The sequence below is a fragment of the Pseudomonas fluorescens genome, assembly GCF_001902145.1.
GTDB classification, from domain to species: domain Bacteria; phylum Pseudomonadota; class Gammaproteobacteria; order Pseudomonadales; family Pseudomonadaceae; genus Aquipseudomonas; species Aquipseudomonas fluorescens_BV.
The window spans coordinates 366,597-384,858 of sequence record NZ_MRST01000026.1 but is presented as its reverse complement, the minus strand read 5'-3'; the positions used below and the strand labels follow the sequence as shown (position 1 = coordinate 384,858).

The 18,262-nt window shown below is 58.6% G+C and carries 17 protein-coding genes; 10 read left to right on the top strand and 7 right to left on the bottom strand.

What is annotated here, in order from left to right; genetic code table 11:
* Positions 1-456 (top strand): YaiI/YqxD family protein, encoded by a 456-nt coding sequence (locus BUE92_RS21265; protein ID WP_073526111.1) that lies wholly within the window; start codon positions 1-3, stop codon positions 454-456.
* Between the two features lie 147 nt (positions 457-603).
* Here BUE92_RS21265 and elbB read toward each other — a convergent pair whose 3' ends face one another.
* A complete protein-coding gene (elbB, locus tag BUE92_RS21260; RefSeq protein WP_073526109.1) occupies positions 604-1,269 on the bottom strand; it encodes an isoprenoid biosynthesis glyoxalase ElbB in 666 nt (221 codons plus the stop codon).
* A 115-nt stretch (positions 1,270-1,384) separates the two neighbouring features.
* On the opposite strand from elbB, the gene BUE92_RS21255 reads away from it, so the two are divergent.
* Entirely contained in the window at positions 1,385-2,620 is a 1,236-nt protein-coding gene (locus tag BUE92_RS21255; protein ID WP_073526106.1) for a sterol desaturase family protein, read from the top strand.
* Here BUE92_RS21255 and BUE92_RS21250 read toward each other — a convergent pair.
* Positions 2,601-3,236 (bottom strand): DedA family protein, encoded by a 636-nt coding sequence (locus BUE92_RS21250; RefSeq protein ID WP_073526104.1) that lies wholly within the window; start codon positions 3,234-3,236, stop codon positions 2,601-2,603. The genes BUE92_RS21255 and BUE92_RS21250 overlap by 20 nt on opposite strands.
* Positions 3,237-3,444: 208 nt before the next feature.
* Between BUE92_RS21250 and hemB the strand changes: the two genes are divergently transcribed.
* Both hemB and ppk1 read left to right on the top strand, forming a co-directional pair.
* A complete protein-coding gene (gene hemB / locus BUE92_RS21245) occupies positions 3,445-4,458 on the top strand; it encodes a porphobilinogen synthase (RefSeq protein ID WP_073526102.1) in 1,014 nt (337 codons plus the stop codon).
* A gap of 18 nt (positions 4,459-4,476) precedes the next feature.
* Positions 4,477-6,693: a polyphosphate kinase 1 gene (ppk1, locus tag BUE92_RS21240; protein WP_073526100.1), complete on the top strand. Its 2,217-nt coding sequence runs from the start codon at positions 4,477-4,479 to the stop codon at positions 6,691-6,693.
* Positions 6,694-6,830: 137 nt separating this feature from the next.
* On the opposite strand, the gene ppx is transcribed toward ppk1, so the two are convergent.
* Complete coding sequence (ppx, locus tag BUE92_RS21235; RefSeq protein WP_003195352.1) at positions 6,831-8,333, bottom strand: exopolyphosphatase; 1,503 nt, start codon at positions 8,331-8,333, stop codon at positions 6,831-6,833.
* A 756-nt stretch (positions 8,334-9,089) separates the two neighbouring features.
* Between ppx and BUE92_RS21230 the strand changes: the two genes are divergently transcribed.
* From BUE92_RS21230 to BUE92_RS21210, 5 genes are all read left to right on the top strand, one after another.
* Complete coding sequence (locus BUE92_RS21230; RefSeq protein ID WP_073526098.1) at positions 9,090-9,749, top strand: DUF1120 domain-containing protein; 660 nt, start codon at positions 9,090-9,092, stop codon at positions 9,747-9,749.
* 114 nt (positions 9,750-9,863) lie between these two features.
* On the top strand, positions 9,864-10,523 hold the full coding sequence (locus BUE92_RS21225; protein ID WP_178391344.1) for a DUF1120 domain-containing protein: 660 nt from the start codon (positions 9,864-9,866) through the stop codon (positions 10,521-10,523).
* Positions 10,524-10,613: 90 nt separating this feature from the next.
* Positions 10,614-11,327 (top strand): fimbria/pilus chaperone family protein, encoded by a 714-nt coding sequence (locus BUE92_RS21220; RefSeq protein WP_256673993.1) that lies wholly within the window; start codon positions 10,614-10,616, stop codon positions 11,325-11,327.
* A 6-nt stretch (positions 11,328-11,333) separates the two neighbouring features.
* Complete coding sequence (locus BUE92_RS21215; protein ID WP_256673992.1) at positions 11,334-13,838, top strand: fimbria/pilus outer membrane usher protein; 2,505 nt, start codon at positions 11,334-11,336, stop codon at positions 13,836-13,838.
* 190 nt (positions 13,839-14,028) lie between these two features.
* Entirely contained in the window at positions 14,029-14,391 is a 363-nt protein-coding gene (locus BUE92_RS21210) for a hypothetical protein (RefSeq protein WP_143170011.1), read from the top strand.
* A gap of 4 nt (positions 14,392-14,395) precedes the next feature.
* Here the strand turns inward: BUE92_RS21210 and BUE92_RS21205 are convergent, their stop codons facing one another.
* Genes BUE92_RS21205 through BUE92_RS21190 form a run of 4 tightly spaced genes read right to left on the bottom strand, consistent with a single transcriptional unit; the run spans position 14,396 to position 17,235 of the window.
* Positions 14,396-15,133: an amino acid ABC transporter ATP-binding protein gene (locus tag BUE92_RS21205; RefSeq protein ID WP_034129024.1), complete on the bottom strand. Its 738-nt coding sequence runs from the start codon at positions 15,131-15,133 to the stop codon at positions 14,396-14,398.
* Entirely contained in the window at positions 15,120-15,770 is a 651-nt protein-coding gene (locus tag BUE92_RS21200; protein WP_073526089.1) for an amino acid ABC transporter permease, read from the bottom strand. The genes BUE92_RS21205 and BUE92_RS21200 overlap by 14 nt, the downstream gene beginning before the upstream one ends.
* Entirely contained in the window at positions 15,767-16,435 is a 669-nt protein-coding gene (locus tag BUE92_RS21195; RefSeq protein WP_058426445.1) for an amino acid ABC transporter permease, read from the bottom strand. Before BUE92_RS21195 ends, BUE92_RS21200 begins: the two co-directional genes overlap by 4 nt.
* 14 nt (positions 16,436-16,449) lie before the next feature.
* A complete protein-coding gene (locus BUE92_RS21190; protein ID WP_054896000.1) occupies positions 16,450-17,235 on the bottom strand; it encodes a transporter substrate-binding domain-containing protein in 786 nt (261 codons plus the stop codon).
* 254 nt (positions 17,236-17,489) lie between these two features.
* Between BUE92_RS21190 and BUE92_RS21185 the strand changes: the two genes are divergently transcribed.
* Positions 17,490-18,185 (top strand): FadR/GntR family transcriptional regulator, encoded by a 696-nt coding sequence (locus BUE92_RS21185; protein ID WP_073526087.1) that lies wholly within the window; start codon positions 17,490-17,492, stop codon positions 18,183-18,185.
* Positions 18,186-18,262: the final 77 nt, after the last annotated feature.

The window sequence follows — 18,262 nt, the reverse complement described above, 5'->3', positions numbered from 1 at the left end:
ATGCGCGTGTGGATCGACGCCGACGCCTGCCCCAGGGCGGCCAAGGACCAAGTGCTGAAGTTCGCCCTCAAGCGCCAGTTTGAGGTGGTGCTGGTGGCAGGGCAAAGCCAGATCAAGCCCAGCTTTGCCTGTGTGAAGTTGATCGTTGTACCCAGCGGGCCGGATGCCGCCGATGATTACCTGGTGGAGCACGCCGTGCCCGGCGAACTGGTGATTTGCAGCGACGTGCCCTTGGCCGACCGCCTGGTGAAGAAGGGCGTGACGGCCCTTGACCCGCGTGGCAAGGAGTTCAGCCCGGCGAACATGAGCGAGCGGTTGGCGGTGCGTAACCTGTTTACCGACCTGCGCGAGCAAGGCCAGATGGGCGGCGGCCCGCCGCCCCACAGCGAAAAGGACAAGCAGGCGTTTGCCAATGCGCTGGACCGCATCCTCACCCGCTTGATGAAGCCAGCCTGACCTGTGGCGAGGGAGCTTGCTCCCGCTGGGCTGCGTAGCAGCCCCAAAGCCGTCGTCAGTGTTTTATCTGAATCACCGCGTCAGCTTAGATGGGGCGGCTTCGCCACCCAGCGGGAGCAAGCTCCCTCGCCACAGGTGCATCCCCCATCAGTCGTTCTCGTGGGTCAATTCCAATACCCGATCCACCAGCTTGTTGATGCCTGACGCCACCTCGCTGATGTTCTTGCCCAGCATATAGGCCGGTGTACTCACCAGCTTGCGCGCCTGGTCCTCGACGATGTCCTCCACGGTGCATTCGACGTGGGTGGCGCCCATCTTGTCCAAGGCTGCGGCGGTGCTGGCATCGTTGCCGATGGTGCAGGTCACGCCAGGGCCATAGATCTTGGCGGCCAGGGCCGGCGAGATGCAGATCAACCCCACCGGCTTGCCCGCCTCGGCAAAGGCTTCAGCCAGTGCCAGCACCTGGGGGTTGATGATGCAGCCGGCGCCTTCCACGGCAAAGTTCGACAGGTTCTTTGCCGCGCCAAAACCGCCGGGCACGATCAGCGCGTCAAAGTCTGCGGCGTTGGCTTGGCCAATATCCTTTACTGCACCGCGGGCGATGCGCGCGGATTCCACCAGCACGTTGCGCGATTCGGGCATTTCTTCACCCGTTAGGTGGTTGATCACGTGCAACTGCGCAACGTCGGGTGCAAAGCATTCCACTTGAGCGCCGCGCTGGTCCAGGCGCAGCAGGGTGATCACGCTTTCATGGATCTCTGCGCCGTCATACACGCCACAGCCGGAAAGGATCACTGCAATCTTTTTGCTCATGGGCATTTCTCCTGATTCATGGCGTTAAATGTCTACTAATTTGTAACCTGTTGCCAATGGGATCTCACGTCGCTGCACCTAATCTTGATGTAACAAAAATAGACCGGACTAGCCCATGGACTTTGTGCCTTACGCAGTACCGTTTTTTATTGCCCTGATCGTGGTGGAGTTGCTGGCCGACCGTTGGCGTGGCGTGCGCAACTACCGAGTGGCGGATGCCATCAACAGCCTCAGCACCGGAGTGCTGTCCACCACCACCGGCTTGCTTACCAAGGGCGTGGGCCTGCTGACCTACGCGTTCGCCCTCGAGCACCTGGCGCTGTTCGAATTGCCGGCCCAGAGTGCCTGGACCTGGGTGTTTGCCTTTGTGTTCTATGACTTCTGCTACTACTGGCTGCACCGCATGGGTCATGAGCGCAACATCCTGTGGGCCGCGCATTCGGTGCATCACCAGAGCGAGGACTACAACCTCAGCACCGCCTTGCGCCAGACCAGTACGGGCTTCCTGCTGAGTTGGATCTTCTACCTGCCGCTGGCGGTGGCCGGCGTGCCACTGGTGGTGTTTATCAGCGTGGCGTCGCTCAACCTGCTGTATCAATTCTGGGTCCATACACGCCATGTTCCCAAGCTCGGCTGGTTCGAATGGTTTTTCGTCACACCGTCCAATCATCGGGCCCACCATGCACAGAACGCTCTCTACATGGATCGCAACTACGGCGGGGTGTTCATTATTTGGGACCGACTGTTCGGCACCTTCCAGGAGGAAGACGATAACGAACCGGTGATTTTCGGCGTGACCACACCCCTGGCCAGCTGGAACCCGCTGTGGGCCAACCTGCAGTTTTATGCGCAACTCTGGAGTGACGCCCGGCGTACTGAGCGTTGGTGGGACAAGCTGCGTATCTGGTTCATGCGCACCGGCTGGCGCCCGGCAGACGTCAAGGCCCAGTACCCGATGGCCAAGCCGGACCTGAGGCAGTTCCGCAAATTCGAGGTGCCGCTGGATGTGCGCCAACAGGTCTACATCGCCTTGCAGTTTGCGGCTTATGTAGGGTTTGGCAGCTATCTGATGAATTTCGGTGAGGGCTTGCCCGCCACGGCGCTGGTCCTTGGCTGGGGCACGATGGCGCTGGGGTTGTTTACCCTGGGGGTGGCGCTGGAGAATCGCCCATGGGCACTGAAGGCCGAGCTGGCGCGCCTGGCGCTGAATGTTCCCTTGGTATGGCTGGCGCCGCTGGTGGGGTTGTGGCCCGCCAGCAACCTGGGCTGGCTGGGCCTGGCGAGCTACAGCCTGCTCAGCATCATCGGCCTCTACTGTTGCAGAAGCCGGCTTACTCGGTTGGCGTCTTAGTCGTTTCGACCGGGGCCGGCTCGTTAGCCAGCCGAGCCTTGGCCTCGGCACAGGCTTGGCGGGCGATGCGGGCATTCTTGAAGCGACGGCGCAGCCACAGGCCAAAGCCCAGCACCAGCAAGGCGCCCAATACCCACAACTCGTATTTCTTGACGCTGCCGAGCATCCCTTCAAGCACCGCGCCAAAGTGGTAGGCCGCCGCCCCCAGTGCCGCGGCCCAGATCGCCGCGCCAATACCGTTGAGGACCAGGTAGCGCAACGGTGGGTAGCCGGACAGGCCAATCGCCACGGGCATCACCGTGCGCAAGCCGTAGACGAAGCGGAAACTCAATACCCAGATATCCGGATGCTTGCGGATATGTTCCAGTGCCTTGTCGCCCATCAATTGCCAGCGTGGCTTGCGCGCCAGCAACTTGCGGCCGTGCTTGCGCCCCATGTAGTACCAGAGCTGGTCGCCGGCGTAGCTGCCAAAAAAGGCAACGACCACCACCAGGTTGATATCCATGTAGCCACGAAACGCCAGGAAGCCTGCGAGTACAAGGATGGTCTCGCCTTCGAAGAACGTGCCGAGAAAGAGGGCAAAGTAGCCGAAGTCATGCAGAAATTGTTGAAGCATGGTCTAGGGTGCTGGCGAAATGAACGCGCAGCCTACGCCTTCACGAAGATTCATGAAAGTATCGAGATGTGTCACGAAGTGAACAATTCCTACGCAAATGACGAATGGGACTACAGGTCGCGTCGATAAGCACAACTGTCATTCATTCGTCATAATGGCCGCTTATAACTGCAACGCTCGCCCGTAAATACGGGCTCAGGAGTCTGTCGTGAGCTTTACCCCTGCCAATCGCCTGTTCCCCGCCACCCGTCTGCGTCGCAATCGTCGTGATGATTTTTCTCGTCGCCTGGTACGTGAAAATGTACTGACCACGAATGATCTGATCCTGCCGGTTTTCGTGCTCGACGGTGAAAATCGCCGGGAAGCGGTGGCGTCGATGCCGGGTGTGGAGCGTCTGACCATCGACCTGTTGCTTGAAGAGGCGGCGAAGTGGGTCGAATTGGGCATCCCGGCGCTGGCGCTGTTCCCGGTGACCCCGGCCGAACTCAAGACCCTGGACGCCGCCGAAGCCTGGAACCCCCAGGGGATTGCCCAGCGCGCCACCCGTGCCCTGCGCGAGCGTTTCCCGGAGCTGGGCGTGATCACCGACGTGGCCCTGGACCCTTTCACCACCCACGGCCAGGATGGCATTCTTGACGAAGACGGTTATGTTCAGAACGACATCACCGTCGATGCACTGGTCAAGCAGGCGTTGTCCCACGCGGCTGCGGGCGCCCAGGTGGTTGCACCGTCGGACATGATGGACGGGCGCATCCAGGCGATTCGCGAAGCCCTTGAGCTGGCCGGTCACGTCAATGTGCGGATCATGGCCTACTCGGCCAAATACGCCAGCGCCTACTACGGCCCATTCCGCGATGCGGTAGGCTCGGCGCTGAACCTGGGCAAGGCCAACAAGGCCTCGTACCAGATGGACCCGGCCAACAGCCACGAAGCCCTGCACGAAGTGGCCGCCGACCTGGCCGAAGGCGCCGATATGGTCATGGTCAAGCCCGGGATGCCCTACCTGGACATTCTTTACCGGGTCAAAGAGGAATTCAAAGTGCCGACCTTTGTCTATCAGGTCAGCGGTGAATACGCCATGCACATGGCGGCAATCCAGAATGGTTGGTTGAGTGAAGGGGTGATCCTCGAATCCCTGACTGCCTTTAAACGTGCCGGCGCTGATGGCATTCTGACCTACTTCGCCGCCCGCGCCGCCCAATTGCTTAGAGAGCAACAATAGCCCTCACAGGAACACTCGATGAATACCGAAGGACTCTCAGAAGTTGCCGTAAAAGACGCTCATCCGGTGGTTGAACAAGTCGCCGAGACCCCGCCGGAGCTGGAGCCCGCACCGCCTGCGGTGGTTGCCGAAGCACCTGCGCCGGTGCCCGTGGTCACCAACCTGGATGACAGCAGCCTGTACATCCACCGCGAGTTGTCACAACTGCAATTCAACATCCGCGTGCTCGAGCAGGCGCTGGATGAGTCCTACCCCTTGCTGGAACGGCTGAAATTCCTGCTGATCTTCTCCAGCAACCTGGACGAGTTCTTCGAGATCCGTGTTGCCGGCCTCAAGAAGCAGATTACCTTCGCCCGTGAACAAGCCGGTGCCGACGGCCTGCAACCGCACCAGGCCCTGGCGCGCATCAGTGAGCTGGTGCACGGCCATGTGGACCGCCAGTACGCGATCCTCAATGACATCCTGCTGCCGGAGCTGGAAAAGCATCAGGTCCGCTTCATTCGTCGTCGTCACTGGACCGCCAAGATCAAGACCTGGGTGCGCCGTTACTTCCGGGACGAGATTTCGCCGATCATCACGCCTATCGGCCTCGACCCGACGCACCCGTTCCCCTTGCTGGTGAACAAGAGCCTCAACTTCATCGTCGAACTCGAAGGTATCGACGCTTTCGGCCGCGATTCTGGCCTGGCGATCATCCCGGCGCCGCGTCTGTTGCCTCGGATCATCAAGGTACCGGAAGAGGTAGGGGGCGCTGGCGACAACTATGTATTCCTGTCGTCGATGATCCACGCGCACGCCGATGACCTGTTCCAGGGCATGAAGGTCAAGGGCTGCTACCAGTTCCGCCTGACTCGTAACGCCGACCTGGCGTTGGACTCCGAAGACGTCGAAGACTTGGCCCGTGCCCTGCGCGGCGAACTGTTCTCGCGGCGCTACGGCGACGCGGTGCGCCTGGAAGTGGCGGACACCTGCCCGAAACATCTGTCGGACTACCTGCTCAAGCAGTTCAACCTGGCAGAATCGGAGCTGTACCAGGTCAACGGCCCTGTAAACCTGACGCGCCTGTTCAGCATCACCGGCTTGGACAGCCATCCTGAGTTGCAATACAAGCCGTTCACCCCGCAGATCCCGAAACTTTTGCAAAACAGCGAGAACATCTTCAGCGTGGTGAGCAAGCAGGACATCCTGCTGCTGCACCCCTTCGAGTCGTTCACCCCGGTGGTCGACCTGTTGCGCCAGGCCGCCAAAGACCCGCATGTCCTGGCCGTGCGCCAGACCCTGTACCGCAGCGGTGCCAACTCGGAAATCGTCGATGCGCTGGTGGATGCGGCGCGTAATGGCAAGGAAGTCACCGCGGTGATCGAGTTGCGTGCGCGTTTCGACGAAGAGTCCAACCTGCAACTGGCCAGCCGCCTGCAAGCGGCCGGTGCGGTGGTGATCTACGGCGTGGTCGGTTTCAAGACTCACGCCAAGATGATGCTGATCCTGCGCCGTGAAGCCGGTGAGATCGTGCGCTACGCCCACTTGGGTACCGGCAACTATCACGCCGGCAACGCCAAGCTCTACACCGATTACAGCTTGCTGACGTCCGATGACGCGCTGTGCGAAGACGTCGGCAAGTTGTTCAGCCAGTTGATCGGCATGGGCAAGACCCTGCGCATGAAGAAGCTGTTGCACGCGCCGTTCACGCTCAAGAAGGGCATGCTCGACATGATTGCCCGTGAGACCCAGTTTGCCCTCGACGGCAAACCGGCGCACATCATCGCCAAGTTCAACTCGCTGACCGACCCGAAGATCATCCGCGCGCTGTACAAGGCCAGCCAGTCCGGTGTGCGCATCGACCTGGTGGTGCGTGGCATGTGCTGCCTGCGCCCCGGCATTGTGGGCGTGTCGCATAACATCCACGTGCGCTCGATCATCGGCCGCTTCCTGGAGCACACACGCGTGTTCTACTTCCTCAACGGCGGCGAAGAGCAGATGTTCCTCTCCAGTGCCGACTGGATGGAGCGCAACCTCGACAAGCGCGTGGAGACCTGCTTCCCGGTGGAAGGCAAGAAGCTGATCATGCGGGTCAAGAAGGAGCTGGAAAGCTACCTGACCGACAACACCCATAGCTGGAGCCTGCAGTCGGATGGGCGCTACGTGCGTAATACCCCGACCGGCAACCAGAACCCGCGCAGCGCGCAGGCGACATTGTTGGAGAAGTTGGGTAGCCCGATTCTGACGGTGAACTAACACCCAACTCAGTTCAAAAAGTGGGAGCGGGCTTGCCCGCGATAGCGGTAGGTCAACCAAAGATGCATTGGCTGACACTCCGTCATCGCGGGCAAGCCCGCTCCCACATTTGTTTTGCAGAATGCTTTTAGGTTTGCTTAGCGCAGGTTCAGGCTGAACCCTACCCGCGTCAGCCACTCCGCTTCCTGGGCGAAGTCCGCCTGGGTCAGCTGGTTCTCATCCAGCCAGCCTTTGGGGAACATCACTTCCAGGCTGTCGCCATCGGCGTGCAGTTTGACTTGGGGCATTTCCTGGGTACCACGGATGTGGTGGAACAGGATTGCAAAGCGCAGCAGCGCACACAGGCGGATCAGCTTGATGCCGTCTTTACCGAACTCGGCAAACTTGTCCTTGGGAATATTGCGACGATGGCCGCGTACCAGCAGCGCGAGCATCTGTTGGTCTTCCCGCGAGAAACCGGCCAGGTCCGAGTGTTCGATCAGGTACGCGCCGTGCTTGTGGTAATGGTAGTGGGCGATGTCCAGGCCGACTTCATGCACCTTGGCTGCCCAGCCGAGTAACTCGCGCCAGACGCCGTCTTCCAGGTCCCAGTCCTCGGCCACCTGGTCGAAGGCGTGCAAGGCTTTGCGCTCGACGCGGGCGGCTTGCTCCAGGTCGACGTGATAACGCTCCATCAGCGAGCTGAGGGTGCGCTCTCGCACGTCTTCATGGTGGTGCCGGCCCAGCAGGTCGTAGAGCACACCTTCGCGCAGGGCGCCGTCACAGTGGTCCATGCGTTGCAGTTCGAGGGCGTCAAAGATGGCTTCGAGAATCGCCAGGCCCGCAGGGAAAATGGCGCGACGGTCGGGCTTGATGCCGTCGAAGTCGATTTTCTCTGCATCCCCTAGCTTGAACAGCTTGCGCTTGAGCCACGCCAGGCCTTCGGCGTTCACCTCACCGGTGCCATGGCCACCGGCCTTCAAGGCCAGGCCAATGGCACGGATGGTGCCGGACGAGCCGATGGCTTCATCCCAGGTCAGGCGGTGCAAGGCATGTTCGATGCTCATGATTTCCAGGCGCGCTGCGGTGTAGGCCTGGGCATAGCGCGCCGGGGTGATCTTGCCATCCTTGAAATAACGCTGGGTGAAACTCACGCACCCCATCTGCAGGCTTTCACGCAATAGCGGTTCGAAACGCTGGCCGATGATGAACTCGGTGCTGCCACCGCCAATGTCCGCCACCAGGCGTTTGCCGGGCGTATCGGCCAGGGTGTGGGACACGCCGAGGTAGATCAGGCGTGCCTCTTCACGGCCCGAGATGACTTCCACCGGATGCCCGAGGATTTCCTCGGCGCGATGGATGAATTCGTTGCGGTTACGCGCTTCGCGCAAGGCGTTGGTGCCAACGATACGCACCGCGCCAGGGGGCATGCCGTTGATCAGTTGCGCGAAACGCTTGAGGCAATCGAGCCCGCGCTGCATGGATTCTTCATTGAGCTTGCGCTCGTCGTCGATCCCGGCGGCCAGTTGCACCTTCTCGCCGAGCCGCTCAAGGATGCGGATCTCGCCGTTCTGGGCCTTGGCCACGACCATATGAAAGCTGTTAGAGCCCAGGTCGATGGCGGCGATCAAGGACAGATTCTTGGCTTGGGATTGCGGCATGGTTTGGGGGTCTCGGTCGATAACCTTGCCATCGTGCCACGATCGACGGCTGGCGCCAACGCGTAGTGCCAGAGGAATTTTCCCCAATCACTCATCAGAAATTGTGAATGCCGCTTGTAGGAGGGGGTTGCGATAGCTGTGTTATTTGGTCGCGAGTCGCTGTAGTTCATAACTTGCAGTGTGCGTAATTTCTGGGTGATCAACTTAATCCTACACATGTATGCATATTTGTCTTGGTTTTTTGTGTTTGCTCCTACAGTAAGCAATCTAAATGTAAGCCGTGTTTGCAGAGCTGTCTTACGTTGACTGAGGGGTTTTTCCGGCTTAATTATTTCTGTGTGGCACCGATACTGCCGATCGGCAATTAAGTCGTGGCGGTAATTATTTGTCGCTCAGGGCTTATGCAAGGGGGGTAGTTATGCGTGTGGGGTTTAAACAAGTTAACGCCTCACATAGCTGACTATAGGTGCTGTTTTTCTGAGTCAGGAAATTAAGATGGTCAGATGAAAAACAAAGTGTCAGTGCCGGCGGGATTGCTTCTGGTTGCTGTAGATTTAAGTGTCGAAGCAGCCAATCTACGAGTGAAGGGTATTGATGGCCCCGCCCGTTGCAGCTTAACACTATGAGCTCGATGGCAAGCAGCCTACGCTAGAGCTGTGTAATTTCCGATAGTTTTTGTGTCGGCAGTTTTAGTGATGAGCGATATTGGTTTTTTGCTAGCGAATCCATTTCTATGTCTATGCAGGATATAAAATCATGAAAATTAAGTTTGTTTTGGTGGCAAGTATGGTGCTTTCGGTGGCTAGTCTGAGTGCTCAGGCCTCAGAGTTGCGCGTAAAGGGGGCCATTGTTCCTGCCAGTTGCAGTTTTACAATGACTAACGCCGTTTTCGATTATGGTGATATCCGGCCGTCGAGCCTAAGCGAAACTCAGTATACGCGTTTGACGGCGAAGTCTACACCGTTCGCTATTAAATGTGAGGGAACTGCACTCACTGCGGTTGGGCTCAAGGCAGTGGACAATCGCTCATCCAGCAAAGTGCCAGGTATCGTTAGCTCAATAGACCAGGGCTACACTGATAACTACAACTATGGATTGGGTTTGTCGTCCAAAGGACAAAAAATAGGCGGTTATGCCGTACATGTCCAAAACTCTATTGCTGACGGGCGAGCCGTCCGTACATTGACTTCCGCAGACAATGGCAATACATGGAAGAACTATCGAAGCAACGCGTTGGGTCAAGGCGGCGATGTCATTGCCTGGTGGAGTGGTTCAGGCGCGCAAACACCACTTAAGGTTAACTCCGTATCGGGGAATATCCAGATTGTAACCTTTATTAATAAAAAGTCCGCGCTTGATGTGGGCAGCAAAGTCGAGTTGGACGGTCACGCAACCTTGGAGCTTCGTTACCTCTAGGCTCCTATTGTACTTCTTTGATCAGATAATTCGTATCGGTATGCGGGTGATAGCGCAGGCCTAATTATCATTGGGTTCGATCTGATATTTATCGTTATGTTGAGAGTACTAAAAGTGAATAAGACGATGTTTGTAATGAGTGTCGCGTGCTTGGCGTCCCTTGGTTTTCATGCTCAAGCTGCTGACCTGAGCGTGAAAGGGACGATTGCCCCCGTCAGTTGCAGTTTCACAATAACCAATTCGGTCTTCGACTACGGAAGGATTGATCCGAATTCCCTGAGTCCGACCCGTTATACACAGTTGGCTAAAAAGACAACGCCTTATTCGATCAAGTGTGCCAGCAATGTCAAGACAACGGTGGCAATCAGGGCGTCGGACAATCGCGCAAGCTCTCGAATTCCCGGCATGATGCTCAGTCTTTTTGGCAGTAACTATAAAGATTTTTATAACTTCGGATTGGGTGCTACGTCTCAGGGGCAAAAGATTGGTGGGTATCTGATCCACCTACGTAATTCGGTGGCGGACGGTGTAGCGGTGGGGATTGTTGGTTCCGAGAGTAATGGCGGATATTGGCATGCGAATAGCACCCAAGCCGTCGGCCATACCTCCAACCTTACGGCTTGGCGGGCAGGAAATGTCTATGCACCTATCAAGCTTAATACGGTGGCAGGCCAAATTGAAGTGTTGCCTGTTATCAATAAAACATCAGAGTTAAATATGAGTCATCAGATTAATCTGGACGGTCAGGCTACTTTAGAGCTGCGCTATCTATAACTAGGTGCGGAAAGGGGCCGAGCAGAGCCACGCTTTATTAAACGGGCTTTGTGTCGGCCAATATTTCTTTCGCAAAGCCTGTGCGCACAAGTGGGTAGTGAAGTGATGGTTAAAAGATTTCTTGAATCATGCTTGTTAATAGGTTTTTTCTTGCCGGCGATGCTGTTCGCCGACGGTATGCGTCCTGATACCACCGTCATTGTGCTACATGAGGCAGAAGGTGAAGTCAGCATTAACGTCACCAACACGGATAGCAGTCCGGCACTACTGCACTCGGTTATTGAGGATGTCCCGGAAGATACCGAGCAACTGATTGTTGTCACCCCACCGGTCACACGTGTGGATGCAGGAGAGCGTCAGATGGTGCGGTTTCTTTCAATAGGCACCGAACCACTCAAGACCCAGCGCCTGAAGCGTGTGTCCTTCGAAGGAATTCCTCAGGCGCAACCTGGTTCAGGTGCGACCATTGGTATCAGCCTTCGGCAGAACCTTCCGCTGATCCTGCATCCCAAAGGCTTGCCAAAAAACGATGCGCCTTGGGAACTACTGACCTGGCATCAGGCCAACGTCTTGAGTGTGCGCAACGACAGCCCCTACGTAGTTCGCTTGGCGGCAGACGTCCGTCTTAATCCGCAACGAGTGACGGCCAGCCTTGCTCGTACCTACGTGCTGCCTGGCGAAGTGTTGCAGGTGGCCTTGGACAAGCCTGTACCCGGTGCGACCTCGGTCACCCTTGAACCCGCGACCGTCTACGGCTTCGCTGTCGACAGCTACGATGCGCTGCTCATCACGAATGCGCCGTGACCGTTCATGAACACAGCCAATGGCAATTTCGGTGCAGTTCCCGACGACTTGAATCATGTACAAAAGCGTGAGGCGCTTTTCAGGCGAAGCGGGCTGAGCCTGTCGGTGTGCATGGCACTGATGGCGGGGGTGGCCACGGAGGCTTCTGCCGCCCGGGTATCGAGCATTTCCGGATTCGACTTGGAAACGCTGCAGGCGCGGGGTATCAGCCCTTCGGTTGCCCACTATTTTCGTCATGCGCCACGTTTCAGTGAAGGTGTGAGGGTCGTGGACCTGCACGTCAACGGTGAGCGGATAGGCTTGACGGATGCTCGGTTCGACAAAGAAGGCGAGCTATGCTTTACCCGTAGCTTGCTTGATCGTGGCAGCTTGCGGGTCCCTTCCTCGGTGATCGACAAAAGTGTCCCACCCGAGCAAGCCTGTCATGACTTCAAGGCCGACTACCCTGAGACAGTAACGACTTTGCGTCCCGGCAACGAAGAGGTGTCGTTGGTGGTGCCTACGCAAGCGCTGCGAGACCCTCAGCGAGGCTCCGGCAGCTATGCGCGCGGCGGCACCGCAGCACTACTCAATTACGACGTCCAGGCAATCAACAGTCATTCCAGGGCGGATACCTATCGCTATCTTTCCGCCTCCACCGAAGTGGGATTCAATTTTGGCGACTGGATTGCCCGCAGCCGCCAGCTTTATATTTCCAACGATCGCCGTACAACGGCCGAGCACCTTTTCGCCTATGCACAAAGGGATTTCTTGCCTTTGGCCTCAACCTTCCAGGTCGGTCAGATATCGAGCAATAGCCCGGTGTTCGGGGGAGTACAACTGACGGGCGCGCAGCTTTTTCCCGATGGTATTGAAAGCGGTGGCAGTCACAATGGCGTGGTGGTCGAGGGGCGAGCCCTGAGCCAATCACGGGTGGAAGTCCGGCAGTCCGGCGCGTTGATCTATACCACGGTCGTTCCTGAGGGGCCTTTTACGCTGACCAACCTGCCCTTGCTCAACGGCACCAGCGACCTTCAGGTCACGGTGATCGAGACTCAGGGCGGGCAGCGCAGTTTTGTCGTGCCGGCTGCTACGTTCCGCGCAGTGGTCCCAGTGAAGTCTGGATATACAGCTTCTTTGGGCAAGGTCCGCGAGGTGGAGGGGAGAGGTGCCAAAGAGCCCCTGCTGGCCATGGCCAGTGGTACGTGGGCAGTGGGCAAGGACAGCGCGGTCAGCGCTGGGGTACAAGGTACCGATAGCTACAATGCGGTGGGGCTTGCCCTGGACAGCAGCTTTTCCCAGCGCTTTTCCCTGGGGGTGCGTAACAACTTGTCCCGGGATCATTCAACAAACGTACAAGGCGCGCGCAACAGTGTGTCTGTGAGCGTCGGCCTGCCTGCGAATGTACAGATGTCCTTGAGTGCCACTGCGCAGACACCGGGCTATCGTGACGTCATCGATACAGTGACGCCTCATGTGAACGATGTGGATGGCTCGCGATTCAAGAACCAGTACACCGCAGGATTCAGTTGGGCGGACCCTCAGTTGGGTGGCTTCTCAATCGGTTATAACCGGGGGGCCGATTTCAAGAGCCGGATTACCCAGAATATCTACGGCACGTGGAACAAGAGCTTCAGATACGCCAGTGTCGGTGTGACCGTGGACTCTCAGATTGGCCAGTCCAACAGTGCGGATGACCGGAACGATGACGGACTGGGTATTCGACTGCAGGTCAGTGTTCCCCTGGGTCGTGATCGGAGCCTCAGCGCATTCGCTCGACGTCAGGGGGAGCGCTCCAGTATCGGCACTGCCTATGATGAACGTATCGACGAGACGCTGAACTACCAGATACGCAGCGACAGAGACTTCGCAGGGCACCGTGAGCACACCCTGGGCGGCACGCTCAACGCGTCTTCACGTTACGCGCAAGTGGGGCTGGGGCTGAATCGTGATTCATCCAGCACCAGTTACTCCGGGCAATTGCAAGGGGCGGTGGTCGCCCATTCTGAGGGTTTCACGCTGTCGCCGTATCGGGTTGAGGACACGTTTGGCGTGGTCTCGGTGGGCGAGGTTGCCGGTGCTCGTCTTACCACACCTCAAGGGCCGGTTTGGACCGACCCGTGGGGCAAGGCTGTGATCGCCAGTTTGCCGGCTTATCAGTCGAGCGTGTTGGAACTGGAAGGCAAAAGCCTACCTCGCCAGATGGATATCAAGAACGGTACCAAGGTCCTGGAAGCGGGCCGTGGGTCCTTCAACAGGGTCGATTTCGAAGTAATCAATGTGCGCCGGGTACTGCTGCGCGCTACGGATATACACGGCAAACCATTGCCTCAGGGCGCTGCCGTGCTGGGGCCAGAAAATGCATTGCTGACCACGGTGGTTGGGGATGGGATGATTTTTCTCAGCAACGTCGACGCGCCGCAGGCCCTGAAAGTCTCTTCCAACGCAGTGACCTGCGCGCTGCAGCTCGACCTTCCGGAGCAAACCTATGATGGCAAATTCTACGAAACCGCGTCGGCGGTCTGTCGGTGAGGCCGCCTGTATGAACGAGTGGGGTAGCGGGTGTCTCAAAGGCTTGGGGCTGTTGTTGAGCTGCCTTTTACTGGCAGCGCCGGCAAGTGCTGCGAACTGCCGCCTATCCCTGAGCCAGCCCGTCATCGATTACGGCCTGCTTCGCCCAGGCGAACAGCTCGAAAACCGGGGTGCTTCGCTGGGAAAGCGTATGGTACGCCTGAACGTGATCTGCGTGGAGGCTGCGGTGATTGCGCTACGTTTTCAAGGCGTGCCGGCCGATGAGACTGGCTACAGGTTTGGCCGCCAGGGCTTTTTCAACCTGACGCTTGAGCATCCTCAACTCGACGGTAAACCCATCGAGTTAGCGCAATGGCACAACCCTACCGAACGGGACGCCCAGCTACGCCCAGGCCAATCTCTGGTAGTGCTGGTCGGCGGAGTTCCTGGCAGAGGCCACGCTTTTTCGGCGCAGGTGCAAGTAGACACCTGGCTGTCGAGCGCAGCCACTGCTGTTGGCGATAAAACCACATACGAGGGCAATGGGCGTTTCGAGCTGGTGTCCGGTGGCTGAGTCCTCAGGCAGGTGATCCATGGCTGCCGATGAAGTTTGCCAGCTCGGCAGATTGCGGATGTGCAAACAGCACTTTCGGGTCGCCCACTTCATGCACCTTACCCTGGTGCATGAACACCAGCTTATCCCCAACCTCCCGGGCAAAACGCATTTCGTGGGTCACCATGATCAGGGTCATGCCGTCTTTAGCCAGTTGGCGCACCACGCTGAGCACTTCATTGACCAGCTCCGGGTCCAGGGCCGATGTGATTTCATCGCACAGCAGCACTTTGGGTGACATGGCCAGTGCGCGGGCAATGGCGACTCGCTGTTGCTGGCCACCGGACAGTCGATCAGGGAAAGCGTCGAACTTCTCGCCCAGGCCGACCCGTTCCAGCATCTGCTTTGCCAACTGCACCGCTTTGGCCTTTGGCACTTTCTGCACCACTTGCGGCGCCAGCATCACGTTCTCGCCCACGGTCAGGTGCGGGAACAGATTGAATTGCTGGAACACCATGCCGACCTTCTGCCGCAGGCTGCGCAGGTCGGCGCGGGCGGCGTCGAGGTATTCACCATCGACTTCAATGACGCCGTCGTTGATCGACTCCAAGCCATTGAGGGTGCGCAGCAAGGTGGATTTGCCCGAGCCGCTGCGGCCGATGATCGCCACCACCTGGCCTTCGTCCACCGTCAGGTCGATGCCCTTGAGCACGTGGTGATCGCCGTAATACTTATGCAGGGCAGAAATTCTAAGCAGAGGCATGCAGTCTCCTTTCCAGGTAGCGCGCACTGAGGGACAAGGGGTAGCAAAGCAGGAAGTAACCGAGGGCCACCAGGCCATAGACCATGAAGGGTTCGAAGGTGGCGTTGGCGAGCATGCCGCCCGTCTTGGTCAGTTCGGTGAAGCCGATGATCGAGGTCACGGCGGTGCCTTTGACCACCTGCACCGAAAAGCCCACTGTCGGCGCGACAGCAATGCGTAGCGCCTGGGGCAGGATCACATAGCGCAGTTGTTCAAGCGGGTTGAGGGCCAGGCTGGCCGAGGCCTCCCATTGGCCGTGGGCAATGGAGTCGACGCAGCCGCGCCATATTTCAGCCAGGTAGGCGCTGGTAAACAGGGTCAACGCAATCGCAGCTGCCAGCCAAGGCGATATGTCCACACCAAGCAGGGCAACGCCGAAAAACACCAGGAACAGCTGCATCAGCAGTGGCGTGCCCTGGAACAGTTCGATATAGGTGCGGGCAATATTGCGCGGGAACGCTTTGCGGCTGATGCGCAGGGTCATCACCAGCAAGCCGATCAGACCGCCGCCCACAAACGCCACCAATGACAGCAGCAACGTCCATTGCAGGCCGGTAAGCAGGTTGCGCACGATGTCCCAGAACGAAAAATCACTCATCGGCTGTTCCTCATGACAAACCGTCGGCCGATCCAGTTGAGCAACTGGCGAATCATCAGCGCCATGCACAGGTACACCAAGGTGGTCAGGGCATAGGTTTCAAAGGCACGGAAATTACGCGACTGGATAAAGTTGGCGGCAAAGCTCAATTCTTCGGTCGCGATCTGCGAACACACCGCCGAACCGAGCATCACGATGATGATCTGGCTGCTCAGGGCTGGCCACACCTTGCCCAGGGCCGGTAGCAACACCACATGGCGAAACGCTTCAAAGCGCGTCATTGCCAGCGCCGCAGCCGCCTCCAGTTGCCCCCGTGGGATGGCCTGGATGCCGGCACGGATGATCTCGGTGGAGTACGCCCCCAGGTTGATTACCATCGCCAGCACGGCGGCTTGCCACTCGGTGATTTTCAACCCGAGGGACGGCAGGCCGAAGAAGATGAAGAACAGTTGCACCAGGAACGGCGTGTTGCGGATCAACTCGACATACACACCAAAGAGCCACGCAAACGGCTGGATCTTCCACGCCCGTACCACGGCGCCGACAGTGCCCAGTGCCACGCCGAGGATGGCGCCAATGGCCGTCAGCTCAAGGGTGAACAGCGCGCCACGCAGGAGCAGGTCGGTATTGGCCAGCACCGGCACAAAGTCGAATTGATAGGCCATAGTTGAGCTCCGCGTCAGAGGTCGGCAGGCAGCGGTTCTTTGAGCCACTGCATGGCGTTTTTCTCCAGGCTACCGTCAGCCTTGGCCGCGACCAGGATCTGGTTGACCTTTTCCAACAGCGCCGGCTCGTTCTTGTTCACGCCCACGTACACCGGCGAGTCCTTGAGCTTCACCTTCAGCGCGGGTACGCGTTTGGGGTTGCGTTCGCTGATGGCCACCATGACCACGTTGCCGCTGGCGATCAGGTCGACCTGGCCGGCCAGGTAGGCGGCGATGGTGGAATTGTTGTCTTCAAAGCGCTTGATCGTGGCTTCCTTGGGCGCTACCGCTGTCAGCTCGATGTCCTCGATGGCGCCACGGGTCACGCTGATGGTCTTGCCCTTGAGGTCGTCGAGGCTGGCGATGGCGGCGTCAGGCGGCCCAAACACGGCGAGATAGAACGGTGCGTAGGCGCTGGAGAAGTCGATGACCTTTGCGCGTTCGGGGTTCTTGCCCAGGCTGGAAATCACCAGGTCGACCTTGCCGGTGGTGAGGAACGGGATGCGGTTGGTGCTGTTCACCGGGGTCAGTTCCAGCTTGACCTTGAGTTGGTCGGCCAGCAGCTTGGCGGTGTCGATGTCCAGGCCACGGGGTTGCATGTCAGGGCCGACCGAGCCAAACGGCGGGAAGTCCTGGGGGACGGCAACCTTCAGGGTGCCACGGGCGACGATGTCATCCAGACCATTCGCCTGGGCGGGTGCCTGGCTCAGCATCAGGCTGGCAAACAGGGCAGTGAGCAGGGCGCTGTAGCGCTTGGTCATGGCGACTCTCCGAAAAAGGCGAAGGAATTTTCTGAGTTTGCCCAGTGCACAGCCCATGCCAGCACCGTTTGGATCGTCTGCAAGGCTGATGTTTGTTGAGGTGCACAGGTCTTACTGGTCTGAACAGTTGCCAGGGTTTTCGCACCCTTTTCGAGCGTTGACAAAAAGCCGCGAGCCCCTTTGGGGCGTGGCTTGCAGCCGGCCGTAAATAGTTTTACAACGGGTCACGCAGCTATCGGGAACCTGAGCTTTTTATGAATTTCATTGCCCAAGCCGTACCGGAAGCGGCCTTGCAGGCCATCCGCAAATTGATCAAGGAGCAAGGCTTCGTGCCGGGCGACGCGTTACCGTCCCAGCGCGACCTGGCGCTGCAATTGGGGGTGAGCCGGGCTTCGTTGCGTGAGGCGCTGTCATCCCTTAGCGCCTTGGGCGTGGTCAGTGTGCAGCCGGGCAAGGGCGTGTTCGTGCAGGACGTGCAAGAAGCGCCAGGGTTCGCCTGGCCCTTCGGGGCGCAGGCTACGCCGCCGGATATCTTCCAGCTGCGCTACGCATTGGAGGGGTTTGCGGCGGGGTTGGCAGCAATGACACTGACCGTCGAGGCGCTGGACAGCCTGGAGGATAATGTCGAAGCCATGCACAGAGTGCTCAAGGCGGGCGACTTCGAAGCAGCCGCTCGCCTGGACTTCGAATTTCACCAGTGCATTCTGCTGGCCAGCGGTAACCAGGCAATGGTGAGCATCCTCAGTGCCAGTGCCGAAGTGTTTTTGGAGAGTCAGAAACTACCGTTCATCCGGCCGGAACGGGCCATGGAAACCTGGCAGGAACATCGCAGGATCCTGCGCGCCCTGGCCCGCCGCAGCAGTACGGCGGCGCAGAAAACCATGCAGGAACATATACGTAATGCTGCGTTGCGCACGGGCATTGCGTTCGTGACGCCCGTTACGCCTTGAGTGGGTCATGCCCACACTCATTCAACTTCATAGCAAGACTCAATCAGACGTGGCTTCCTGAACAGGGGAAGGGCGGC

Excerpts from the sequence above, each read along its gene's own strand:
- BUE92_RS21230 (WP_073526098.1), top strand. The coding sequence starts at position 9,090 with ATGAAAATTAAGTTTGTTTTGGTGGCAAGTATGGTGCTTTCGGTGGCT.
- BUE92_RS21250 (WP_073526104.1), bottom strand. The coding sequence starts at position 3,236 with ATGCTTCAACAATTTCTGCATGACTTCGGCTACTTTGCCCTCTTTCTC.
- BUE92_RS21215 (WP_256673992.1), top strand. The coding sequence starts at position 11,334 with ATGAACACAGCCAATGGCAATTTCGGTGCAGTTCCCGACGACTTGAAT.
- ppx (WP_003195352.1), bottom strand. The coding sequence starts at position 8,333 with ATGCCGCAATCCCAAGCCAAGAATCTGTCCTTGATCGCCGCCATCGAC.
- BUE92_RS21255 (WP_073526106.1), top strand. The coding sequence starts at position 1,385 with ATGGACTTTGTGCCTTACGCAGTACCGTTTTTTATTGCCCTGATCGTG.
- elbB (WP_073526109.1), bottom strand. The coding sequence starts at position 1,269 with ATGAGCAAAAAGATTGCAGTGATCCTTTCCGGCTGTGGCGTGTATGAC.
- BUE92_RS21265 (WP_073526111.1), top strand. The coding sequence starts at position 1 with ATGCGCGTGTGGATCGACGCCGACGCCTGCCCCAGGGCGGCCAAGGAC.
- BUE92_RS21200 (WP_073526089.1), bottom strand. The coding sequence starts at position 15,770 with ATGAGTGATTTTTCGTTCTGGGACATCGTGCGCAACCTGCTTACCGGC.
- ppk1 (WP_073526100.1), top strand. The coding sequence starts at position 4,477 with ATGAATACCGAAGGACTCTCAGAAGTTGCCGTAAAAGACGCTCATCCG.
- BUE92_RS21185 (WP_073526087.1), top strand. The coding sequence starts at position 17,490 with ATGAATTTCATTGCCCAAGCCGTACCGGAAGCGGCCTTGCAGGCCATC.
- BUE92_RS21205 (WP_034129024.1), bottom strand. The coding sequence starts at position 15,133 with ATGCCTCTGCTTAGAATTTCTGCCCTGCATAAGTATTACGGCGATCAC.
- BUE92_RS21210 (WP_143170011.1), top strand. The coding sequence starts at position 14,029 with ATGGTACGCCTGAACGTGATCTGCGTGGAGGCTGCGGTGATTGCGCTA.
- BUE92_RS21190 (WP_054896000.1), bottom strand. The coding sequence starts at position 17,235 with ATGACCAAGCGCTACAGCGCCCTGCTCACTGCCCTGTTTGCCAGCCTG.
- BUE92_RS21195 (WP_058426445.1), bottom strand. The coding sequence starts at position 16,435 with ATGGCCTATCAATTCGACTTTGTGCCGGTGCTGGCCAATACCGACCTG.